This is a genomic window from Bacillus thuringiensis (genome assembly GCF_001182785.1).
Lineage (GTDB): Bacteria > Bacillota > Bacilli > Bacillales > Bacillaceae_G > Bacillus_A > Bacillus_A thuringiensis_S.
This window is the reverse complement of record NZ_CP012101.1, coordinates 79,489-97,321: the sequence shown is the minus strand read 5'-3', so window position 1 is coordinate 97,321 and position 17,833 is coordinate 79,489. Positions and strand designations below refer to the sequence as shown.

Sequence of the window (17,833 nt, the reverse complement as noted above, 5' to 3'; positions counted from 1 at the left end):
AAATATGGTCAAAAAAGGACAAACTCTCCAGGGGGAGAAGTCTGTCCAAAGGCAGATATATCTTATCAATGAACTCTTTGGTTTAACAACATAACGTTCAATACCGCTAGGAATCTATTACCCTTCTTTCATATTCCACTATTTTTGCAACAGAACCTAAAAAACGGTACCCTTTCTCCTTTATATTATTAAGAAAGAATAACGCCTTTTTTAAAAATTCTTAAGTTGATGGGCATGCGGCTGTACCCCAACATTCGTTAGAATAGAAAAGAGGCATCTTTCCGAAGCAGGAGAGATGCCCTATTTTACAACAATTGAAATTCAAGATGAAATTTTTTCTACCGGAATCTTATAATTTAATTTAGTCTCTGTAATTTAAATTTTTGATTATTACTAGCTGTAAATGGATATACTATAACATTTGTTCCATCTTTAGTACCAGAACCAGTTACATCTAAATACCTGGAGTTTTTCTTATTTTTTAAATAAAAATATCCATTTCCTGCATCTTCAACTATCCAATAATGCTCTTCATAGTATTGATTAGGTGTAGCAAAAACATTGTTAGAACCTTGATAGTCATTCCAAGCTAATATTAAATTTTGATTTGTTCCACTTTTAAGTTGATAGGCCTTTTTATTTGAATCATATACTAACTTCCATTTTTGATGATTACCGCCGTTATTGCTCCATAAGGTAACATTATTCGTTGATCGATCCATATCTATAACGCTACTATTATTTAACGCAGAAAATAGTTGATAGGTACCATTCAAATTAGCTCCAGGAATGTTTTCTCCTACTTCTTTATATATGACATAATCCATTCCATTGACCGTTGCTATTACCGCATATTGGTCTTTTAAGTTTAATGGAAGCTGGTCAATCCACATGCTTGCATTTGGTCCTCCGCTCCACATATTATGAGTAGTCCGTTTTGTTAAATTCATAACTTTATAGGACGCATTTGGTGCGTTTGCACCCGTTTTTATTTCAAATGTATAGGCATTGTGTATCGGTTTGTAGAAATATTGAACACTTGACGGACGAAGTCGATCCATAAGATCCTGCTCTTCTTTCTCCGCAATTTTCACCGATTCATATAATTTATCAGCATAATTCTTAAGATCTTGCCAGCTATCTTTTGCTGTATTAAGATCTGCTTTTATAAAAGCAAATTCTTCTGGGGTAATAAATGTGATATTTTTTACTAAATTATTATATTTTGCTGCTACAGTATCCCAACTATTAGACATTTTCTGTATAGAAGTAATAGCTGTGTCAATTGTTTCCGCCATATTCGTAGTCTTATTTTTTGCATCAGTTATAATAGCTATTTCTGCTTGTGCCCCAGAAATTTGTGCTTTTAAAATTTCTATTTCTCGCTCAGCAGATGCAATATTACTTTTTGCTGTTGCGATCAGCGGTCCACCAATGATACACGTTATTAACGTTGCGCAAAGTACTGAACCTGCAATAATTTGATCATTGCTTTTTTTGATAGACTCATTATACCCATTAATTCGCTGTTCTAAATATGGAATACCTGCAGTTGTACTAGCTAAAATAGTCGTTAATTGATTTGTATCTTGTTTAAAGTTTTGCGTATCTGCTGACATTTTATTTCGGAATGTTTTCAGCTGTTCCAATAGCTCGTTAACTTCACTTTTATTAGTCAATATACTTTGATACAATTTTTCGAGTTCAGTTTTCAATTTTTCAGTATCTTTTTGATCTATTGCATCTAGTAAAATACTATAGTGTGTTTGAAATGTATCATTATAATTTACAATGTTTTGATTCGTATTCATAATACGTGGTTTAAGATTATCTAACCAATAGGTCGCGTTTTTTTTTGCATCGTCCTGGTGCTTCAACATGTTTGCTCGTAAATAACTATTAAGAGAACTTATACCACTAAGGTCTGTCTCTTGTTGATTGCGTATTGTTTTGGCATATGAATCCATAACAAGTACATTAGACATTGCTGGTGCTAGTACATCTTGAAAGCCCTCAGGACCAAGTGAATAATTATGAATGGTTTCTTGCGATATAGTTGTATGGATTTTTTGTTCTGCCGCAAAAGTATGAAGTGGGACTATATTACTTGTTACCATTCCAGCAATCATCATTGATAATAGGATTTTCTTGTACAATTTCTTATTCATATTATCCCACCTACGCTTTTTAAGAATTCGTATCTTTTAGTGAGCATTGAGGAAGTTCCCTGCTCAAGTTTGAACAGGGAACCCTTATCACATAAAATCAATTGATTATTTTGTATCTACTAATTTAATATCAGTTTCATAAAGATTTGCAGCAGTATCTCTAACTTCTTTCCAACTATCTTTAGCCACATCGAGATCCTCTTTTATGAAAAATAGATCGTTAGGGTCCATAACTGCAATATTTTTAAGTAAAGATTTATATTTTGATCCAACTACATCCCATTTGGTTGAAAGATTTTGTAGTGCAGTAATTGCTATATCGATAGTCTCTGTTAAGGATTCAGTTTGCTCTTTTAGATTGGTTAAACCAGCTACTTCTAATTGAGCCTGGGTTATTTGTCCTGTTATATTCTTAATCTCTTCCTGAGCCTTATCCATCTCTTGCTTTGCTATAACAATTCCCGCTATACCACCTGCTGTTGCTCCTAAACCACCTACAATGAACACCACTCCTAGTTTAGCTCCTAAACCAGTACCAATTAGAACTGCTCCGCCTATAATAGCAAGTGGGCCTAAAGCCGTTGCAACTGCTGAGGCAATAAGCAGTTTATTATATTCAGCAATTGTAGCATGATACGTTGTGAGTTGATTTTGCAGCAGCGGAATTCCAGCATCTTGACTTGCTAAAATAGACGTTATTTGAGTTGCATCTTGTTTAAAGTTTTGCGTATCTGTTGCCATTTTCTTTCGGAATTCTCGCAGTTCTCCTAATAATTCGTCCACTTCCGCCTTATTTGCTACAACATCATTATTTAGCCTTGTAAGTCCATTTGATAATGTTTCCTTGTCCTTATTGTTTACAGCTGTTATTAACGTATCATAGTAATTTTGAAATTTAGTATTATAATTAATAATATTTTGATTCGTTGAAATCATTTGCGGTTTAAGTTTATCTAACCATTGCCCTGCATTTATTCTGGCAATGTTTTGATCATTAATTATTTTCGTTCGTAAAGATGTATCAATTGAATTGAGCCCATTGAAATCAGCATTTGCTTGTTTAATGATTGTTAAAGCATAAAGGTCCATTACTAAAGCATTTGACCCTGTATTTGTTATTGCCTCTTTAAGACCCTCTGGTCCTAATGAATAATCCGGGTAATCTCCCGTTGTACCTGTTTTAGCGTGAATAGGAGTTGATTTTGCCGTGCTTTCCGCTGCAGAAGCATATGTTGGCATAATACTACCTGCTGCCATTACCGTTATTAATGCGGATAAAGCCATTACTTTATAAGGCTTTTTTGTCATTTTTGTCTTCTCCTTTAACTTTCAGTATAATCATATTTCACTCTTTGCTTAAACTTAATTTATTGTTACATTTGAAATGAAATTTTCAAACTTTTTTGTTTGCAAATACAGTTCATCACTGAATTCTTTGAGCTGAATTAATTGATTTTGCAATCCAACACTATCCATGTGTGCCCCTGCACTCAGATTGAGTTGGATTTGGATCATTGTATCATTTAGCGCTTTCCAATCATTCATCAAATATTCAAAAGTAATAATTTGCCTCTTAATCATCTCAGTAAACCCATTCATTTGATCCTCAATAAAAGTCATTTCAGTCACTTGAATTTGGGTTTCTGCTAACTGCTGAATTAGTGGTAGTAATTCTTTTTGTTTCTGCTCAATAATCCTAGCAGAAGCAGCTGTTTGGCTGTCGAAAAGATCTAAAATTCCACCACCAAGAGATGAAATAGAGATAAAATCTATAGTTTGAGTCTGAGCTGCTCCGCCCGCAATCGTAAAGACTTGCTTCCCAATATTTATAACGCCGTTACGAACTTCATTTGGTCTATTTAAAATTTTTGCGAGTTCTACCAGTATCTCTTCTTGAAGTCTTTTAATATCAGCTCTTAGCTGTGTAACAGTTCCATCTGACCCCTCTAAGGATTGAATTGCTATTTTTGCTTTTTCAGAAAATCCTTTGTTATCTTGAAGCAATAAATCATTAAAACGATTTAGCTGCAATAAGGTTTGGTTCATACTATCTTGGATAGTTTGTACGTCCTGTTGTAGTCTATTAAAAGCATTTACAAAACTCACTTTTGTTTCCGTATCTGTATTTACCGTTCCCGCTAAATCATATAATGTACCATAATAACCATTGAATCTTGTACTAAAACGCTGCATATCTTGATTTAAATCAACTAACTTAGGATTATATTCATCTAACCATTCGCGAACATGATTTTTTACAAATTCTTGGTGATTCGTTAAACTGCTCATACCAGTCCCTTTAATGGTTGGTTGCTGTAAAATAATTAATCCATATGCTTGCGCTAAAGGTGATTGTGAACCTAACGTTCTAATCGAATGTGATAATGTATTCGCATTTTTGACATTTTGTACATATGTTGACTCTGATTTAGACTGCACCCCCTCCGTGTAAGCACTTACATAGTTGGAAGGACTTGCTAATATTGCTGTAACCATTAATCCTGTAACTAAAGTTTTTTTCACTTGAACTCCTCCTTTTCTTATTTTTTAAAGAGAGATTCTAGATTAAGTCTGTTACAATTACTATTTTTATAAAGAAAATAGCAATAGATATTGACTAGATCCTTTCTTATTCTCCTTTTTCGGGCGATGGAAAAAGATACCCCCTATTAGAATATATAAACGTCAGAAAATACGCAATATTATGATTAATATGCCACTATAAGACAATAGTGACTAGTTTTTTTATGTTTTGTTATATATATACCATTTGAAATATATATATTTTTTTTGGTAATGTCATATTTATAATAAAAAGGTATATATGAATTAAGAAATCCAACGTTAATTGTCATAAATTCTACAATATTTTTGAATGTGCTTATTTTTCCAAAATGTAAAAATAAATACTCTTAAATTATGTTGGGGAATAAAATTTAACCTGTGACCGATTTTTACACGTATCTAAGCTTATACCTCATGCTATATTGGGAAAATTGAGAATAAAAATATACAAAGCTGATTGCATATAAAATAATATAAAGAACACAAAAGATGATCTATAAGAATGGGGCATCTTTTTTTATGAAGTAGAAGTAATATTAATTATATGATTGATAACAGCAATCCCAGCTGCGAAGTATAACCGTGGTATGAGCAATTTTCAACCACAAGTGGAATCTATACATGCTAAGCAAAAAGCTATGAAAACTGATACTACTAATTCTTATTTAGCATATGGCGTCGAAATTTCCAAAGAACAGGAATATAAAATTAGATATAAGATTGCAGCTAATGATAATTCTAAAATCAGTCTTTCACATAGAAAGCCTGGTGGTAACTATGCAAAAATAGCTGACACCACCATTCCTCTTACTGGAAATTTCGCAGATGCTGTTAAAGGAGAATATGGTTCTTATAAGATTGTAGAAGGACCTACTGTTAAGTTAACAAAAGGTACACATGATTTGAAATTGGAAAATTCACAAGGTAAATTCTTCTTAGATTAAATTGAATTAGAACCGGTGGAACAGGATCAGGGGATAGTACAGGATAACTTTGACAATCAACGGTTAAATTGGACCAACCTAGGTGGGAGATGAATGTAGGTTGGCATAAGCAAACATGTTTGCTATCATTTACTTGTACAGTTTGCTCTTTGAAAACTGAAGATATGAGGTTGGTTGCAGAAAAACGTTACAACCGTAAAATCTTCAACGTTCTATCGCTCCATGCTTGCCGAAGTTGCGAAAAACAAGCTAAAGTAAGGAGTGTGGTGCGTCAACGTACAAGATACTGGTGTTCTCACCGTAGGCTCTACCACTTCAAAAAAGTCCGTAAGGACGTTAAGTGGTGAGTAGTTCAAACAATCGTTTGTAATTAATATAGTTCATTATACGTCGAAAAAAACGAAGTTTGGTTGTTGCAAACTTCGTTTTTTCCGACGAGATTGTTCAAATGTTTGACTGTATAATGAGTTGTTTATAAAAAACTTGTACTTTTAATTTGTTAAATGCGCAAAGTAGTGCTAGCGCCTTGTCTGTTTGGAGATCCGTTGGCTCTCCAAAAGCCTTCACCAATCTTTTCATAAAGGCATAGGCTGTCTAATGAACTCTATTTCTTTGAAGTTGAATATCCAACGCACATCCATTATTAAAAATTTTACGATATAAATAACAACATTTTTCTTTTGCTTTTATATAAATCGCATCTAATTTCTAGATTGATTGAATCTTTCTATTTTTCTTCTTCCAGATTTGATAGACCAAATTATCACATTCATGGACCCAACGCATAATCGTTTTTGGATGAATATGAAATCTTCAGATTCTTTGAGGACCTCAGATACACCTCGATAACTAAAAAAACAAAAGTAATAGCCAACGGCTATCACAAAATTATCTTTCTTGAATTGTAGTACCTTTCAAATATCCTATCTGTGATTTTTCTCATTTTCTTTTCTAAAAGTGATCTATTACTCAGGATTTAAGCCTTCTTTGACCTATATGGTCATAAATGAATTACATTTTTCTTTGGCCGATAAATTTTTGATAATCGTAAAAAAAGGAATTAAACCCGTGTCCATTGAGCATTTCTTCCTCGTGAAGCTAGCTTTATAAGACCAAGAGACTGGAAGGAAGCTAATGCTTTACTAATTGTACTTTCGGCAATATCTGGATAAACGTCACGAATATTTTCTTTAGTAAAAGGTTTTTTTTGCCTAATTATATAATTTTTAATTCGTTCAATTTTAGTATCCCTACATATAGAATCCTGAACTGTTAGATGCAAATCCTGATATGCTTCTAATATAATTGTTAAGAATATTTTTATCCAAAAACTGGTATTGTGCCCATGACAGTACCAATTAACTGAAGATTTAAAGATTGAATCATAGTATTTTGATTCATGTTTCTTTATATATTTATCTAAACATACATACTTTATAAATGTATGTTCACTCTTCATTAATAGTAATTGTATCAATATGAATGCGAGTCTTCGATTTCCCTGGTCAAAAGGGAGAATACAATAAAAATTCAATATAAATTGAGCTATTAATATAAGTGAATGAAACTCCTTATTCTCCACTAATGTATTATACTGCTCACATAATTGTTTTACAGATTGGGGGATAAGTTCCCGAGCTACTGGACGATAGCTACTGGAATGCATCCCATATTCAGGAACACCTGGGACAATAAATTGTTTTTTACGCCACATTGCACAGTCAGAAGTAATATAATGGATTAATTGAAAATGTAATTCTTGTATTGTCTCTGAGTTAACGGGTAAATTATGGAACTTTTTTTGCACAAGAGACATTGATTGATAATAACAATATACGGCATCTTCTTCTATTGTTTTGGGTAACATTTCGTTCAACATCAGTTCTTTTAACCTCTTATTCGGAATGTTTATATCCATAAAAACAGTATTAAAGTTTTTTATATAACGAAGGGGGATGGTTTTCTCCAAATTATTGAATATATCAGGGTTTCTGTCTTGATAAGCGGATATTTTTCCTTTGTATTCACTAATTTCACTTATTAAACTTAACAGTTCTCTTTGTAGCTCTATATCTAAGTATTTCTCCTCAAAAAAATCTCTCATTTAATACCTCCATTGATCATTAAGTGTTGCTACATAAATTAATCTACTCAAAAATATTTTTACAATAATTTTTTACGATATTACTACTGAGGGTGTTGCAAAACTCATAAATATCCAATTTTTTTATATAGATAGGCTCTCATACAAGAAAAGTATGCGAGCCTATCTATAATCGGGAACTACCTTTCATTATTATAAAGAAAAAATCCATATAAAACTAATAAGTTTTTCTATATTAAAACGCTACATTTTCTATATTTTATGGTAAAATTAGTGATTGAGGGTACAATTTTTCAAGAGAAAAAGGCAAACAATATAAATACTTTCTGAAAGTGATCAATTCAAGTTCAACAAAAAGCATTTGTTATTCTATAGCAAATGCTTTTTGACAAATTACACACTTTTTTATAACATAAAAAAGGAATTGAGTGGCTAGACTCAATTCCTTTGGTGAAGCTATTTGCCAACGAACACCAGGTAAAAGAATCCTTCGTTAAACGTTGGATTCTTTTACTTTGTCTGTAACATGAATTTTAATACTGGATATGCCGTTTTTCTTGTTGAACATCCTCGTTTGAGCGCTAATTGTTGTAAGAGTTTTTGTTGAAATGGTGATAATTCAATTTTTACAAAATGCTGAAAAGCATGAGATTACATTACAGGTATGCCCTCTTTATAGATATAGTCTAAGCCCTCTATTACTAACTCCGATGCGATTTGATTTAGATCTTCGTTATACAATGCGAACTCTTCCAGTCTTTCATACAAATGCGGTTCTAATGTAATAAATAACTTTTTATTTTTTTTCGAAACTTCTGTTTTTGACCTTTCCAGTAATTTTGCTCTTGCATAACTGCATGATTGTCGATAGGTAAGTCTTTAAGGTTATTTCTAACTTTTCCACCGATCCGCACAGTACGTCCCACTTTCATGGCATACCGCGCTCTATCTATATTGTAGTTTTCTTCTCAACCAATAATCATAAGTTCTAAGTAAACAACGCTAGTTTTTCGTTATTTGTTTCCACTTCAGTTTGTGATTTCATACAGATTTCCTCGTTTTTAACTAGTTTTCGCAATTTGTTGAGTTTGTTTAACTGTTCCTCGTTAAGTTGTAGCTCAAAGAGTAGTTGGTTAATGATTTCCACTTTGGTTGCCTGAATTAATCTGTGAATACTCGATTTAACAATTGTAAGGTTTTTGTAGCTATCGTCCTATGTTTCATTCCATAATTGCTTGTGACAACAATGGATGTCCCGCAGGGGAGAAGTTTCTCCCGAGTTACACTACATCTACCTTTTTGAGCGACGTATAGGGAGATTCGAGGTACATTTAATTTCTTAAGTTGATAACGATGTGGTAGAATCCCTATTAGGGTCTTAACTTGAAAAAGATTTTAATAATATGTTCTTGCCTACGCACCGAGAAACCACTTATTTTTCTTTACATAATTTCCAGATACAGTCCATATCAACTATAGATTCTTGTTTTATGCTAAATGCATGCTCAAACAAAACAAGGAGGTAATGAAAAATGATTAAAACATTATTAGCAGCAACACTTTTAAGAACAGGATTATTTGTGAGTGGTGTAGTAGGTACAGAAGATGTGTAAACTTCATATCCCTTATTCAGATTCACTATACGTGATAGATTACCTTTATTTGTAAGGTAAATATTAAATGTAAAAAGGGATTAATTATATTAAAAAATAATATATAAATTTAATGATAAATAAATCTAATAGAAAGGTGATAATTTAGTATGTTTACAAAAAATTAGTAGAAATTAATAGTAATATTTTGTTTGTGGATGTGTATAGGTGGGATTAATGTTAAGAATATTCAATATTAATAATATCAATTTACTATAGTTTACAATTGTGTAAAACTATAGCCAGGATGGATTTTCTTTAAAACTTATCACTAATAAAGATTTAAAGAAGTTTTTGTTTCATTTTCCATCAAGAAAAAAGCCAATTTTTATATTCATTGGCTTCTTTTAAATCCATACTCTTTTTCATTTATAATTTTACCACATCGGCAACATTTGTACAGAAAAATAATTTTAAAATTCAGACTAAAATACCCGTTGTTTTGAATGGAATTGTAGGCTTGTTTGGAGTTGGATTCAAAAATGGATAGACTTGTTCAAATGGGATGAATCAAATCTATTAGAATTAGAAAGCGCTGTCATTAGTGGTGTAATATTGGCAACTATTATACCGCAGAGATTGGAATTATGAATAATAGAGAAATGAGAATTTGTATTTTAGATTTGCAAGATCATCATACTAGTAGTGTACATAAATATTGTATTGATGATTAAAAAATTGGAAAAGCAGTATGTCAAATAGGAACGGAATTGATTTTTGATGAAAAGGCTGATAAAAGAAAAATAAAACTGAAGTGGGATTACATTTGCTAGCATGCGCTGGTGTTAAGAAGGAATGGATATGTATAAGAAATGTACATCAATTTGAATGTCAAATAAGTAGTTTACGTAAACAGCAAAATCAATGTGGCTTGTAAATAATTAATTAAAAGTTGTAATAGAAGTGATAAGGATAGAAGTATTAATGGCCTTATTATAAGTATTATCTGAGAAACTAGCAAGAATTGTAGATAACGTAGTAGGATGCGAGAATTTATCAAATAAAATGAGGTGAATGAAACATGAAAGTAATTACGAAAAAAGCACAAATGATACCCTTAGAGGGGGAGGAGTTTTGTAATCTTCAAGCGGACGCAGAACAGTATAATGCGGAGAAGTGTAATATAGAAAGAGAGTATTTCAAGCTAGAAAAAAAATCAGTTAAAAATCGAACGACAGAAGAAAAATGGGATGAAAGATGCAAACAAGCAGTTCAATTATTTAATCAAGGGACCGAATATCCAGACATTGCGAAAATAGTAGGGTGCAAAGTGAGTAGTTTGTATAGAGAGCTCAAGAAACGTGGAGTATTAGAAATGCCAAAGCAAGCGGCACCCTCTAAAACATTAAGGTCACCCATAATACCAGCAAAAACAAAAAAATCTAAGTTTGAACGATATAAAGAGTATTATATGTATAAGTAGAAGGATTAAAGGTTATATAGTTATTTATCTGAATAATAACTGCATCTTAGATTCTCTATTTTTGATTTTTCATAAAGTACACTTTTATACGTTACATTTAAAATTCTTATCAACTCAGTTTTGGGGAATTAGCAAAGATATCAAAAACATACATTTGAATAAATATTAAGGAATTTTTGAGCACTTGCTCCTTAATTGTCGCTAATAGGGTTAGTGCTACACACTTTTATGAAATGTATTAATCATGCTGTACACCATATATAATTAGTAGTCTTAATATATAGGTAAATAAATATAATTTCTGCAAATGGAGGAGATATATAATGTTAACTGAATTACAAAAAAAGTTTTTCTCAAAATTAAAAATTCCCCCAAGAGAAAATGTGAAATTCGAAGATTTACATAGAATTCTTTTGCAGATGGGGCACTTATTACCTTATGAAAACATAGACATCATGGAAGGAAATACGAAAGAATTTTCTAGAGAAAATATTGAAGAAAAGCTGCTTTTAAAGAATCGTGGCGGATTATGCTATGAAATTAATTCTTTATTATATTATTTTTTGTGTGATTGTGGATTTAATGTGTATCGAATAGCTGGAACTCTATATGATCCAAAAACAAGAAAGTGGAACCCTGATGATGGCCATGCCCTTATCGTTTTACAACACAAATATGAAAACTATATTATAGACGCCGGTTTTGCATCCTATCTCCCTTTACATCCTGTTCCTTTTCACGGTGACAGCGTGACTTCTGTAACGGGCGAATATCGTGTTCGCAAACAAAATACGGAGAAAGGAACGCATGTATTAGAAATGAAAAAAGGGGAAAATGGAGAAACTTCACATTTTTTTGATTCTGATCTTAGTGATACCTGGTCTATCGGTTATGCTTTTTATTTAAATGCAATTAATGAAAAGAAAGTGAATGCTATACAAAACATGGTTATAGAGCATCCAGAATCACCAGTAAATAAGGCGAATATTATTTGCAAATTAATTGAACACGGGCATATTGCACTTACTAAGCGAAGTTTTACAGAAACCCGGCATGGAAAGAAAATTAAAAAAGAAATAACAGAGAAACAATATCATCAAATACTTAAAAATGAATTCAATATTTTTTAGATAAGTAAGATGTAGAAAGTAAACTATAAGATTTTCAACGCATTACGCCCTCATTTGTAGAAAAATGGGGGGTTTTTAATTAATAAGTGCTTAAAAAGTTCTGAAATATTTTTATTTTTATGAATTTTTCTATTGTTAATAGGATAAATTCAGCGATATATAACTTAAATTTATAACGAAATACTATAAATGCTTATTGAATAACAGTGAAAATAACGTCAAATATATCCATTTTATTAAAATAGTACTACATTCATGGAAAATTTGTTCAATTGCATATAGAGAGATATTATTTTAAATAGTTATTAATAACGAAAGAGGAGAGGGAAAATTATGTTCAATCAAAGAACAAGAAATGGCGTCAAAAAAATCCTAGCAATTACAGCAGCTAGTACGGTGTTTTCGATGTTTGGAACATCAATTTCTATCATAGAGGCGGCGTCTGCTCCAGGAGTTTATGTTACACCTAAAAATAGTGTTTCTTCAGATATTATTAGTATAGACTGGTCTCCTGTTCAAACAGCACCTTATACATATTGGGCTGTACATAACTGGAACCAGGGGGGAGAAGCTGGTGGGTATGCTGGATTCCAACAACAAAGCGGTTTTGATGAAAATGGAAAGCGTACTTTACACTTTGCAGTTTGGGACCCTATTTCTTCTAAGGAGGCAATAAAAGCAGAATATGTATCCCCTACATCAGTTGCAAGTAATTTTGGTGGAGAAGGAACAGGTCTTAAAATTCAGACGACATATGATTGGAAGAATTATAATTGGTATCGCATGACAATGCGTTCTTGGCAAGAGAATGGACACACAAAATTTGGACAGTGGTTAAAAGATGTTTCAAAAAACCAATGGAAGCTTATTGGGATTATGGACTTTCCAGTTCCTAACGTTACATTTAACTATGGACAAACGCTGTTTCAAGAAGACTGGCTTGGTAATGGACAAGATGTAAGAGAGGCACGTGTAAAAAATGGATATGGAAGAAATATCTCAGATAAAAAATGGACATCTTGGAATACTCAATCAATAGAGGGGCAAGAGCCATTGAATAATAATTGGGATGGGGGAGCTACTTCAGAATATCTTTGGTTTAAGGCTGGGGGAGACTCTCGATCAACTATTGGAACAGGAAAAACATTTACGTTAAATCAACCTAGCCAACCTGAAATAGGAAAACTAGATTATGATGTAAAGTCTATGTATTATGAAAATGAAAAATTAAATATAACTTGGCAATTAAAAGATAGTAGTACACCTCAATTTAAGGGGAAAATTGAAATTTATAATAATGAAAATATGACGGGCCAACCGATTAACGTAATTAATGATATTAAATCTTACCAAAATGGAATCAGTCAATCTATATCATTACCAACAAATACTTATGCAAAAATTGTATTAACAGATATATTTGATCAAACTGTGGAAAAAAAGGTGAAAATCAAAAATGAATCTCCAAACATTTTAGAAGGGGATCGGTTTGCATGGTCGATGAAGGGTATAGGAGATTTTGAATTTGCAAAACTTGATTTAAATAAATCAACAGAAGAATTGCAAGTTAGTTTAATAGCAGGTACACCACACAATTATTTTGATAGTACGTATGCAAGTATTAAAGTACAGGATACATCAGGTAAAGTGGTATATAACAAAGAGATTTATGGGAATAATCAACAAAATGCTGAATCAAAAACAGTCCCAGTAAAAGTAGGCAATTTTATTGAACTTATACACCTAGAAGGTGGAGAGAGAGCGACATTAACAAATCTGGATAATATTAAACGCGAAAGCTTTGATAAAAAAGTAATATATGAAGTTACAAAGGATGGCCTGAAGAAAGTAAATCAAATTGTTAATCCGAAACCGGACACAGAAGCTCCAACACAACCACAAGGATTATATGCAAGCAATGTTGCATCAGACAGTGTAGAGCTAAAATGGAATCCTTCTACAGACAATGTGGGTGTAAAAGAGTATCAAGTGTTACGTGATGGACAATTAATTCAAACTGTACAAGAAACAAAGTTTACTGATCAAAACCTTACAGCTAATAAAGAATATAAATATACTGTAAAGGCTGTAGATACGGCTGGAAATATCTCGGTTCAAAGCAACATCCTTACAGTAACAACAAAGAGTCAAAATGTAACGTATGAAAAATGGGATCCCAAAAAGGCATATACAAAAGGAGATAAAGTAGAGTATCAAGGGAAATTTTATGAAGCGGTTCAAAGCTATCAAGGAAATGGAGATCCTACTTGGATATTTGCCTTGTCTTTATGGCAACCATTTAATATATAAAGTTTGTTACTTAAACTTTATATATTAGTTTAGTGGTCCAAAAATATGTTTAGATTTTAACATAAGATTTCAAAATGGTAAGGACAAATCTTAAAGACGTAAAAATTATATACACAAAGTAAAAATATGGAATTTAATTTTATTAAGAATATGTACTAAAAGTATTGATAACATGATGGGGAAAATAGATTTATCACTGTGATAAAACGCACTGCACACAGGACATCTAAAAAGATACCTTAGCAATAACGACAATTAGGGAGAAGTATTAGCTAAGGTATCAGGATGGATGGTTGCATAATAAATATGCAATTTTGAGCATTGTTGAATGTATTGGGATATCCAACAAATTCAGAATAACACAAAGTTTCTGCTAATTCATCCGGTAAATTTGTCCAAAAATACGGATCTATAAATCCACTTTTTACCTCTAGTGTGGATTTATAGATCCTAACAAACGTGTGATTCGAATTTAAAGTAATACCTTTAGAGACTTTTACTGGTCTATTATGAAAATTATACGATTTAGGGAAGTTCCTGAGCATTTCGTTAAGACTAGACCGCAGGATATATATAATACTTAAATCATGAGAATCGACAATATCTATGCATATCTTGTCATAACAACAAGACTTTTTGTAACTCTTTTTTAATTAGGGGAGAGGTCATGTTTGATGAGAATGATAATCTGATTAGGAGGAATAGAGGTGGAACTAACTAAATTGGAAAAGGTAATTGTTATTAGTACATTTGTTCAAGGGTTAGGTGAAGAATTCCTGGAAAATAGCAAGGAAAACCATTCTTTAAAACAACTACTTAGGGAGATAGAAAAGGTGTTTAATGATTCAACACCGGATCAAATGCGAGAAGCAGCTGAAAGTGTATTAGAAAAATTCATTTATGATTTAATAAAAGAAAACAATCTTCCACTACTAAAAAATTAATTAAGGCTTAGTGCGAGAACGAGAGGGCAGTAAGGAAATGCCTATAAGGAATCGTTACCGTATCCCTATAAAAATTAATATCAAGCTTGCATAAGGAATGATATATAAAGAGTTTATTCTCTTTATATATGCCAAAAGTCAGTTACTTGTTTTCGAGAATCATGTTTTCTAACAATCTTCATTATTTTTTGCATTGTATTTGGTGATGGTACATAATCCTTGTCATTACACAGTTGGCCTAATGTATTTCTGTTTACTTTACTAGCTTTAGAAAAATCCTGAATTGAGTAATCGTAGCTAGCTAAAAATTTAGCTAGCTTTGTTCTATGTCTCCCAATACCTCTACCCCACACGCTAATCTCCTCCATAATCTTTTTTAATCATCCTTGTCCAAAATGCAAAAAACTATACGCAATTGCAAAGAAAAATTTGCATATTGTACAAGCTATTCACAATAAGATGTATCAAGGTTGCTACCAAATTAGCTATCAAGGTAACTCTACCAAATTTCTAAGTTTGTAAGCCCATGTATCATCAACATTCAAAATTCTGTTTATAAAGGGGAGATTTATATGTTAACTACATTTATCTCTTTAGGAGCTTTAGGAGTAACGACAATTGGAGGGGCGTTGTTAGAAAAGCATCTTGTGAAAAATGATCATGTTGCAGCAGCGAAACTTTTAAGTGATGGAATATATTATGGAATGAGGATAGGTGGAGTTTGTTTCATTGGTTATGTATTCATTCAAATTGTGGAGATGTTTTAGGGAGGAAATTACATGGGGATTTTAAAGGATTGGCTTCATAAACAAAGTTTGAAGAATCGGCTTATAGAGGTATTTGTAAAGGCAGGTTTATATGTAGACCATCAAACAAGAGGTGGAAAAGTACCCATTTACCCGAAGATACATGACATTTTTTCCTCGAAAGAAAAGGTTCGATACATATTTACCATTTCAAACGGATTAGATCCGAAAAACATTGAAAAGAAGTGGTTTTGCTTTCAACAAATATTAGGGCGTAATGTAGCAATTGAAGGTGATATTAAAAGGTTTGTTCTTAATGTGTTTCATTCGGATGCTGGGCTACAAGCATACAATTACAGTTATAAGAAGTGGCAACCATTACTTATACAACATCATCTTCCCGTAATTGTAGGGCGTGACCAATTTGGAAATATGATTACGTATGACATGATTGCTTCAAACACGCCGCATCTTCTAATTGCAGGAGAGACAGGGAGCGGAAAAAGTAGTATGGTACGCGTTGTACTGTCCACACTCATTCAATATATGTCTCCTGATAAATTACATTTGTACCTGGGTGATTTGAAGAATTCCGAATTTCATTTCTTGCGAAGGGTGAAACATGTAAAAGAGGTTTGCATGGAAGAAATAGAAATGAAGATTATGCTGCAGAAAGTGTGGAAGGAAATACGCGAACGTAGAAAATTGATGGAAGAGTATGAAGTAGATCATATTGACGAATACAACAAATTAAATCCTGATAATCAGAAACCATATATCTTACTTGCTATCGACGAAGTGGTCATGTTGCAAGACGAAAAAGAATGTATGTCTATAGTTGAAAAAATATCGGCAGTCGGAAGGGCACTTGGAGTTTTTTTAATGCTAAGTATGCAACGCCCTGATGCAAAAGTACTGGATGGTAAGTTAAAGCTCAATATGACGGTTAGAATGGGCTTTAAATGTGATAGTACAATTAACAGTAATATTATGGGTACTCCTGGTTCAGAACGCTTGGAGCAATCTGGCCAAATGATATTAAAGTTAAATGGATTAAAGAAAGTACAATCTCCTTATTTAGAATTAAGTAAAGCCAAGAAGATAGTTGAACCTTATCGCGTTCCGAAAGAGAATATAAAGTTGCAAAACCTACCACAAGAAGAAAATCAATTATTCGGGGTGTTGGATTATGAGGAATAGAGACAAAGCCATACTAAACAATTTGAAGCGTTTTAGATGTATGTCTCGTGATGACATTATTGATTTGCATTTTCAAGGATTAAAGAACGCGGTTACATGCTGTAATACGGTGATGAAGCGATTAAGAAGAGATGGTCATGTGGATGCCAATATCTCGCAACAGCCATACATTTACTTCCCTCAATCCAGCACACTTCGCAAAACTAGCCAAAAGATTCCCCACTTTCTAGGCATATTAGATGTATATAAACAGCTTATCTATTATGAAAAACCTAAACTGTTTAAAGTGGAGCCAAAGTACGGTAAAGAATTCATGGAACCTGATGCATTTACAATTTGGCGTAGATCTCCATTCTTCATTGAAGTCCAGAGGTCAGTTTGCAGCAAAAAAGTTATGCAAGATAAAATAAATAGGTATGAATTATACTTCCACAGTCAGGAATGGCATAACGAATCTTGGCAGCCAAAAGAATCTAAATACTTTCCATCAATACTTATAATTACTGAAAAGTATTATAATATCAGCTCTTTTAGCCTACGTATTTTTCAAGCTTCTTCAATTAGTAATTTCTTGAATAGCCTTGTCGTAAAAGCACAGTAACAGCCCCTAATTAGGGTTTTTTCTCTAAAGAGGTTTCTTAATTTAA

General features: G+C 32.5%; 13 protein-coding genes and 5 pseudogenes. 9 read left to right on the top strand and 9 right to left on the bottom strand.

All coding sequences use genetic code 11. From position 1 onward, the window contains the following. Positions 1-4 precede the first annotated feature (4 nt). Positions 5-94, top strand: a pseudogene (locus AC241_RS35425) (IS6 family transposase); the annotation flags it as partial. A 262-nt stretch (positions 95-356) separates the two neighbouring features. On the opposite strand, the gene AC241_RS35420 reads toward AC241_RS35425, so the two are convergent. The 4 genes and pseudogenes from AC241_RS35420 to nheA form a co-directional block, all read right to left on the bottom strand. Next, positions 357-722, bottom strand: a complete 366-nt coding sequence (locus AC241_RS35420) for an RICIN domain-containing protein (protein ID WP_224414194.1) — start codon at positions 720-722, stop codon at positions 357-359. Between the two features lie 369 nt (positions 723-1,091). Next, positions 1,092-2,168 (bottom strand): annotated as a pseudogene (gene nheC / locus AC241_RS35415) (non-hemolytic enterotoxin subunit C); the annotation flags it as partial. Positions 2,169-2,273: 105 nt separating this feature from the next. Then, entirely contained in the window at positions 2,274-3,476 is a 1,203-nt protein-coding gene (gene nheB, locus AC241_RS29945) for a non-hemolytic enterotoxin subunit B (protein ID WP_050845448.1), read from the bottom strand. Between the two features lie 54 nt (positions 3,477-3,530). Further along, complete coding sequence (gene nheA / locus AC241_RS29940) at positions 3,531-4,691, bottom strand: non-hemolytic enterotoxin subunit A (protein ID WP_050845447.1); 1,161 nt, start codon at positions 4,689-4,691, stop codon at positions 3,531-3,533. Positions 4,692-5,281: 590 nt separating this feature from the next. On the opposite strand from nheA, the gene AC241_RS29935 reads away from it, so the two are divergent. After that, complete coding sequence (locus AC241_RS29935) at positions 5,282-5,677, top strand: delta endotoxin C-terminal domain-containing protein (RefSeq protein WP_050845446.1); 396 nt, start codon at positions 5,282-5,284, stop codon at positions 5,675-5,677. Between the two features lie 433 nt (positions 5,678-6,110). Here the strand turns inward: AC241_RS29935 and AC241_RS33845 are convergent. The 4 genes and pseudogenes from AC241_RS33845 to AC241_RS35405 form a co-directional block, all read right to left on the bottom strand. Continuing rightward, positions 6,111-6,561: pseudogene (locus AC241_RS33845) on the bottom strand (DDE-type integrase/transposase/recombinase); the annotation flags it as partial. 176 nt (positions 6,562-6,737) lie between these two features. Beyond that, entirely contained in the window at positions 6,738-7,781 is a 1,044-nt protein-coding gene (locus tag AC241_RS29930) for a Fic family protein (RefSeq protein ID WP_050845445.1), read from the bottom strand. A gap of 510 nt (positions 7,782-8,291) precedes the next feature. Continuing rightward, positions 8,292-8,632: pseudogene (locus AC241_RS35410) on the bottom strand (hypothetical protein). A 137-nt stretch (positions 8,633-8,769) separates the two neighbouring features. Continuing rightward, positions 8,770-9,113, bottom strand: a pseudogene (locus AC241_RS35405) (group II intron reverse transcriptase/maturase); the annotation flags it as partial. Between the two features lie 1,341 nt (positions 9,114-10,454). On the opposite strand from AC241_RS35405, the gene AC241_RS29920 reads away from it, so the two are divergent. The 4 genes from AC241_RS29920 (at position 10,455) to AC241_RS29905 (ending at position 15,240) form a co-directional block, all read left to right on the top strand. Further along, positions 10,455-10,856: a hypothetical protein gene (locus tag AC241_RS29920; protein ID WP_000864835.1), complete on the top strand. Its 402-nt coding sequence runs from the start codon at positions 10,455-10,457 to the stop codon at positions 10,854-10,856. A 323-nt stretch (positions 10,857-11,179) separates the two neighbouring features. Continuing rightward, a complete protein-coding gene (locus AC241_RS29915) occupies positions 11,180-11,986 on the top strand; it encodes an arylamine N-acetyltransferase family protein (RefSeq protein ID WP_050845444.1) in 807 nt (268 codons plus the stop codon). Positions 11,987-12,319: 333 nt separating this feature from the next. Then, complete coding sequence (locus AC241_RS29910; RefSeq protein ID WP_050845443.1) at positions 12,320-14,296, top strand: DUF3472 domain-containing protein; 1,977 nt, start codon at positions 12,320-12,322, stop codon at positions 14,294-14,296. A 707-nt stretch (positions 14,297-15,003) separates the two neighbouring features. Further along, positions 15,004-15,240 (top strand): hypothetical protein, encoded by a 237-nt coding sequence (locus tag AC241_RS29905; protein WP_000424048.1) that lies wholly within the window; start codon positions 15,004-15,006, stop codon positions 15,238-15,240. A gap of 122 nt (positions 15,241-15,362) precedes the next feature. Here the strand turns inward: AC241_RS29905 and AC241_RS29900 are convergent, their stop codons facing one another. Beyond that, positions 15,363-15,593: a helix-turn-helix domain-containing protein gene (locus AC241_RS29900; RefSeq protein ID WP_000264559.1), complete on the bottom strand. Its 231-nt coding sequence runs from the start codon at positions 15,591-15,593 to the stop codon at positions 15,363-15,365. Between the two features lie 219 nt (positions 15,594-15,812). Here AC241_RS29900 and AC241_RS29895 point away from each other — a divergent pair, with 219 nt between their 5' ends. From AC241_RS29895 to AC241_RS29885, 3 genes are read left to right on the top strand one after another with little or no spacing between them, the layout of a single operon-like run. Next, complete coding sequence (locus tag AC241_RS29895) at positions 15,813-16,007, top strand: hypothetical protein (protein WP_000958230.1); 195 nt, start codon at positions 15,813-15,815, stop codon at positions 16,005-16,007. Between the two features lie 12 nt (positions 16,008-16,019). Next, positions 16,020-17,186 (top strand): FtsK/SpoIIIE domain-containing protein, encoded by a 1,167-nt coding sequence (locus AC241_RS29890; RefSeq protein WP_050845442.1) that lies wholly within the window; start codon positions 16,020-16,022, stop codon positions 17,184-17,186. Further along, on the top strand, positions 17,176-17,787 hold the full coding sequence (locus AC241_RS29885; protein WP_050845441.1) for a replication-relaxation family protein: 612 nt from the start codon (positions 17,176-17,178) through the stop codon (positions 17,785-17,787). The genes AC241_RS29890 and AC241_RS29885 overlap by 11 nt, the downstream gene beginning before the upstream one ends. Positions 17,788-17,833 lie beyond the last annotated feature (46 nt).

What these genes read in the sequence shown, in the direction of transcription:
- AC241_RS29910 (WP_050845443.1), top strand. Translation starts at nt 12,320, where the DNA reads ATGTTCAATCAAAGAACAAGAAATGGCGTCAAAAAAATCCTAGCAATT.
- AC241_RS35420 (WP_224414194.1), bottom strand. Translation starts at nt 722, where the DNA reads ATGGATCGATCAACGAATAATGTTACCTTATGGAGCAATAACGGCGGT.
- AC241_RS29920 (WP_000864835.1), top strand. Translation starts at nt 10,455, where the DNA reads ATGAAAGTAATTACGAAAAAAGCACAAATGATACCCTTAGAGGGGGAG.
- AC241_RS29895 (WP_000958230.1), top strand. Translation starts at nt 15,813, where the DNA reads ATGTTAACTACATTTATCTCTTTAGGAGCTTTAGGAGTAACGACAATT.
- nheB (WP_050845448.1), bottom strand. Translation starts at nt 3,476, where the DNA reads ATGACAAAAAAGCCTTATAAAGTAATGGCTTTATCCGCATTAATAACG.
- AC241_RS29885 (WP_050845441.1), top strand. Translation starts at nt 17,176, where the DNA reads ATGAGGAATAGAGACAAAGCCATACTAAACAATTTGAAGCGTTTTAGA.
- AC241_RS29890 (WP_050845442.1), top strand. Translation starts at nt 16,020, where the DNA reads ATGGGGATTTTAAAGGATTGGCTTCATAAACAAAGTTTGAAGAATCGG.
- AC241_RS29915 (WP_050845444.1), top strand. Translation starts at nt 11,180, where the DNA reads ATGTTAACTGAATTACAAAAAAAGTTTTTCTCAAAATTAAAAATTCCC.
- AC241_RS29930 (WP_050845445.1), bottom strand. Translation starts at nt 7,781, where the DNA reads ATGAGAGATTTTTTTGAGGAGAAATACTTAGATATAGAGCTACAAAGA.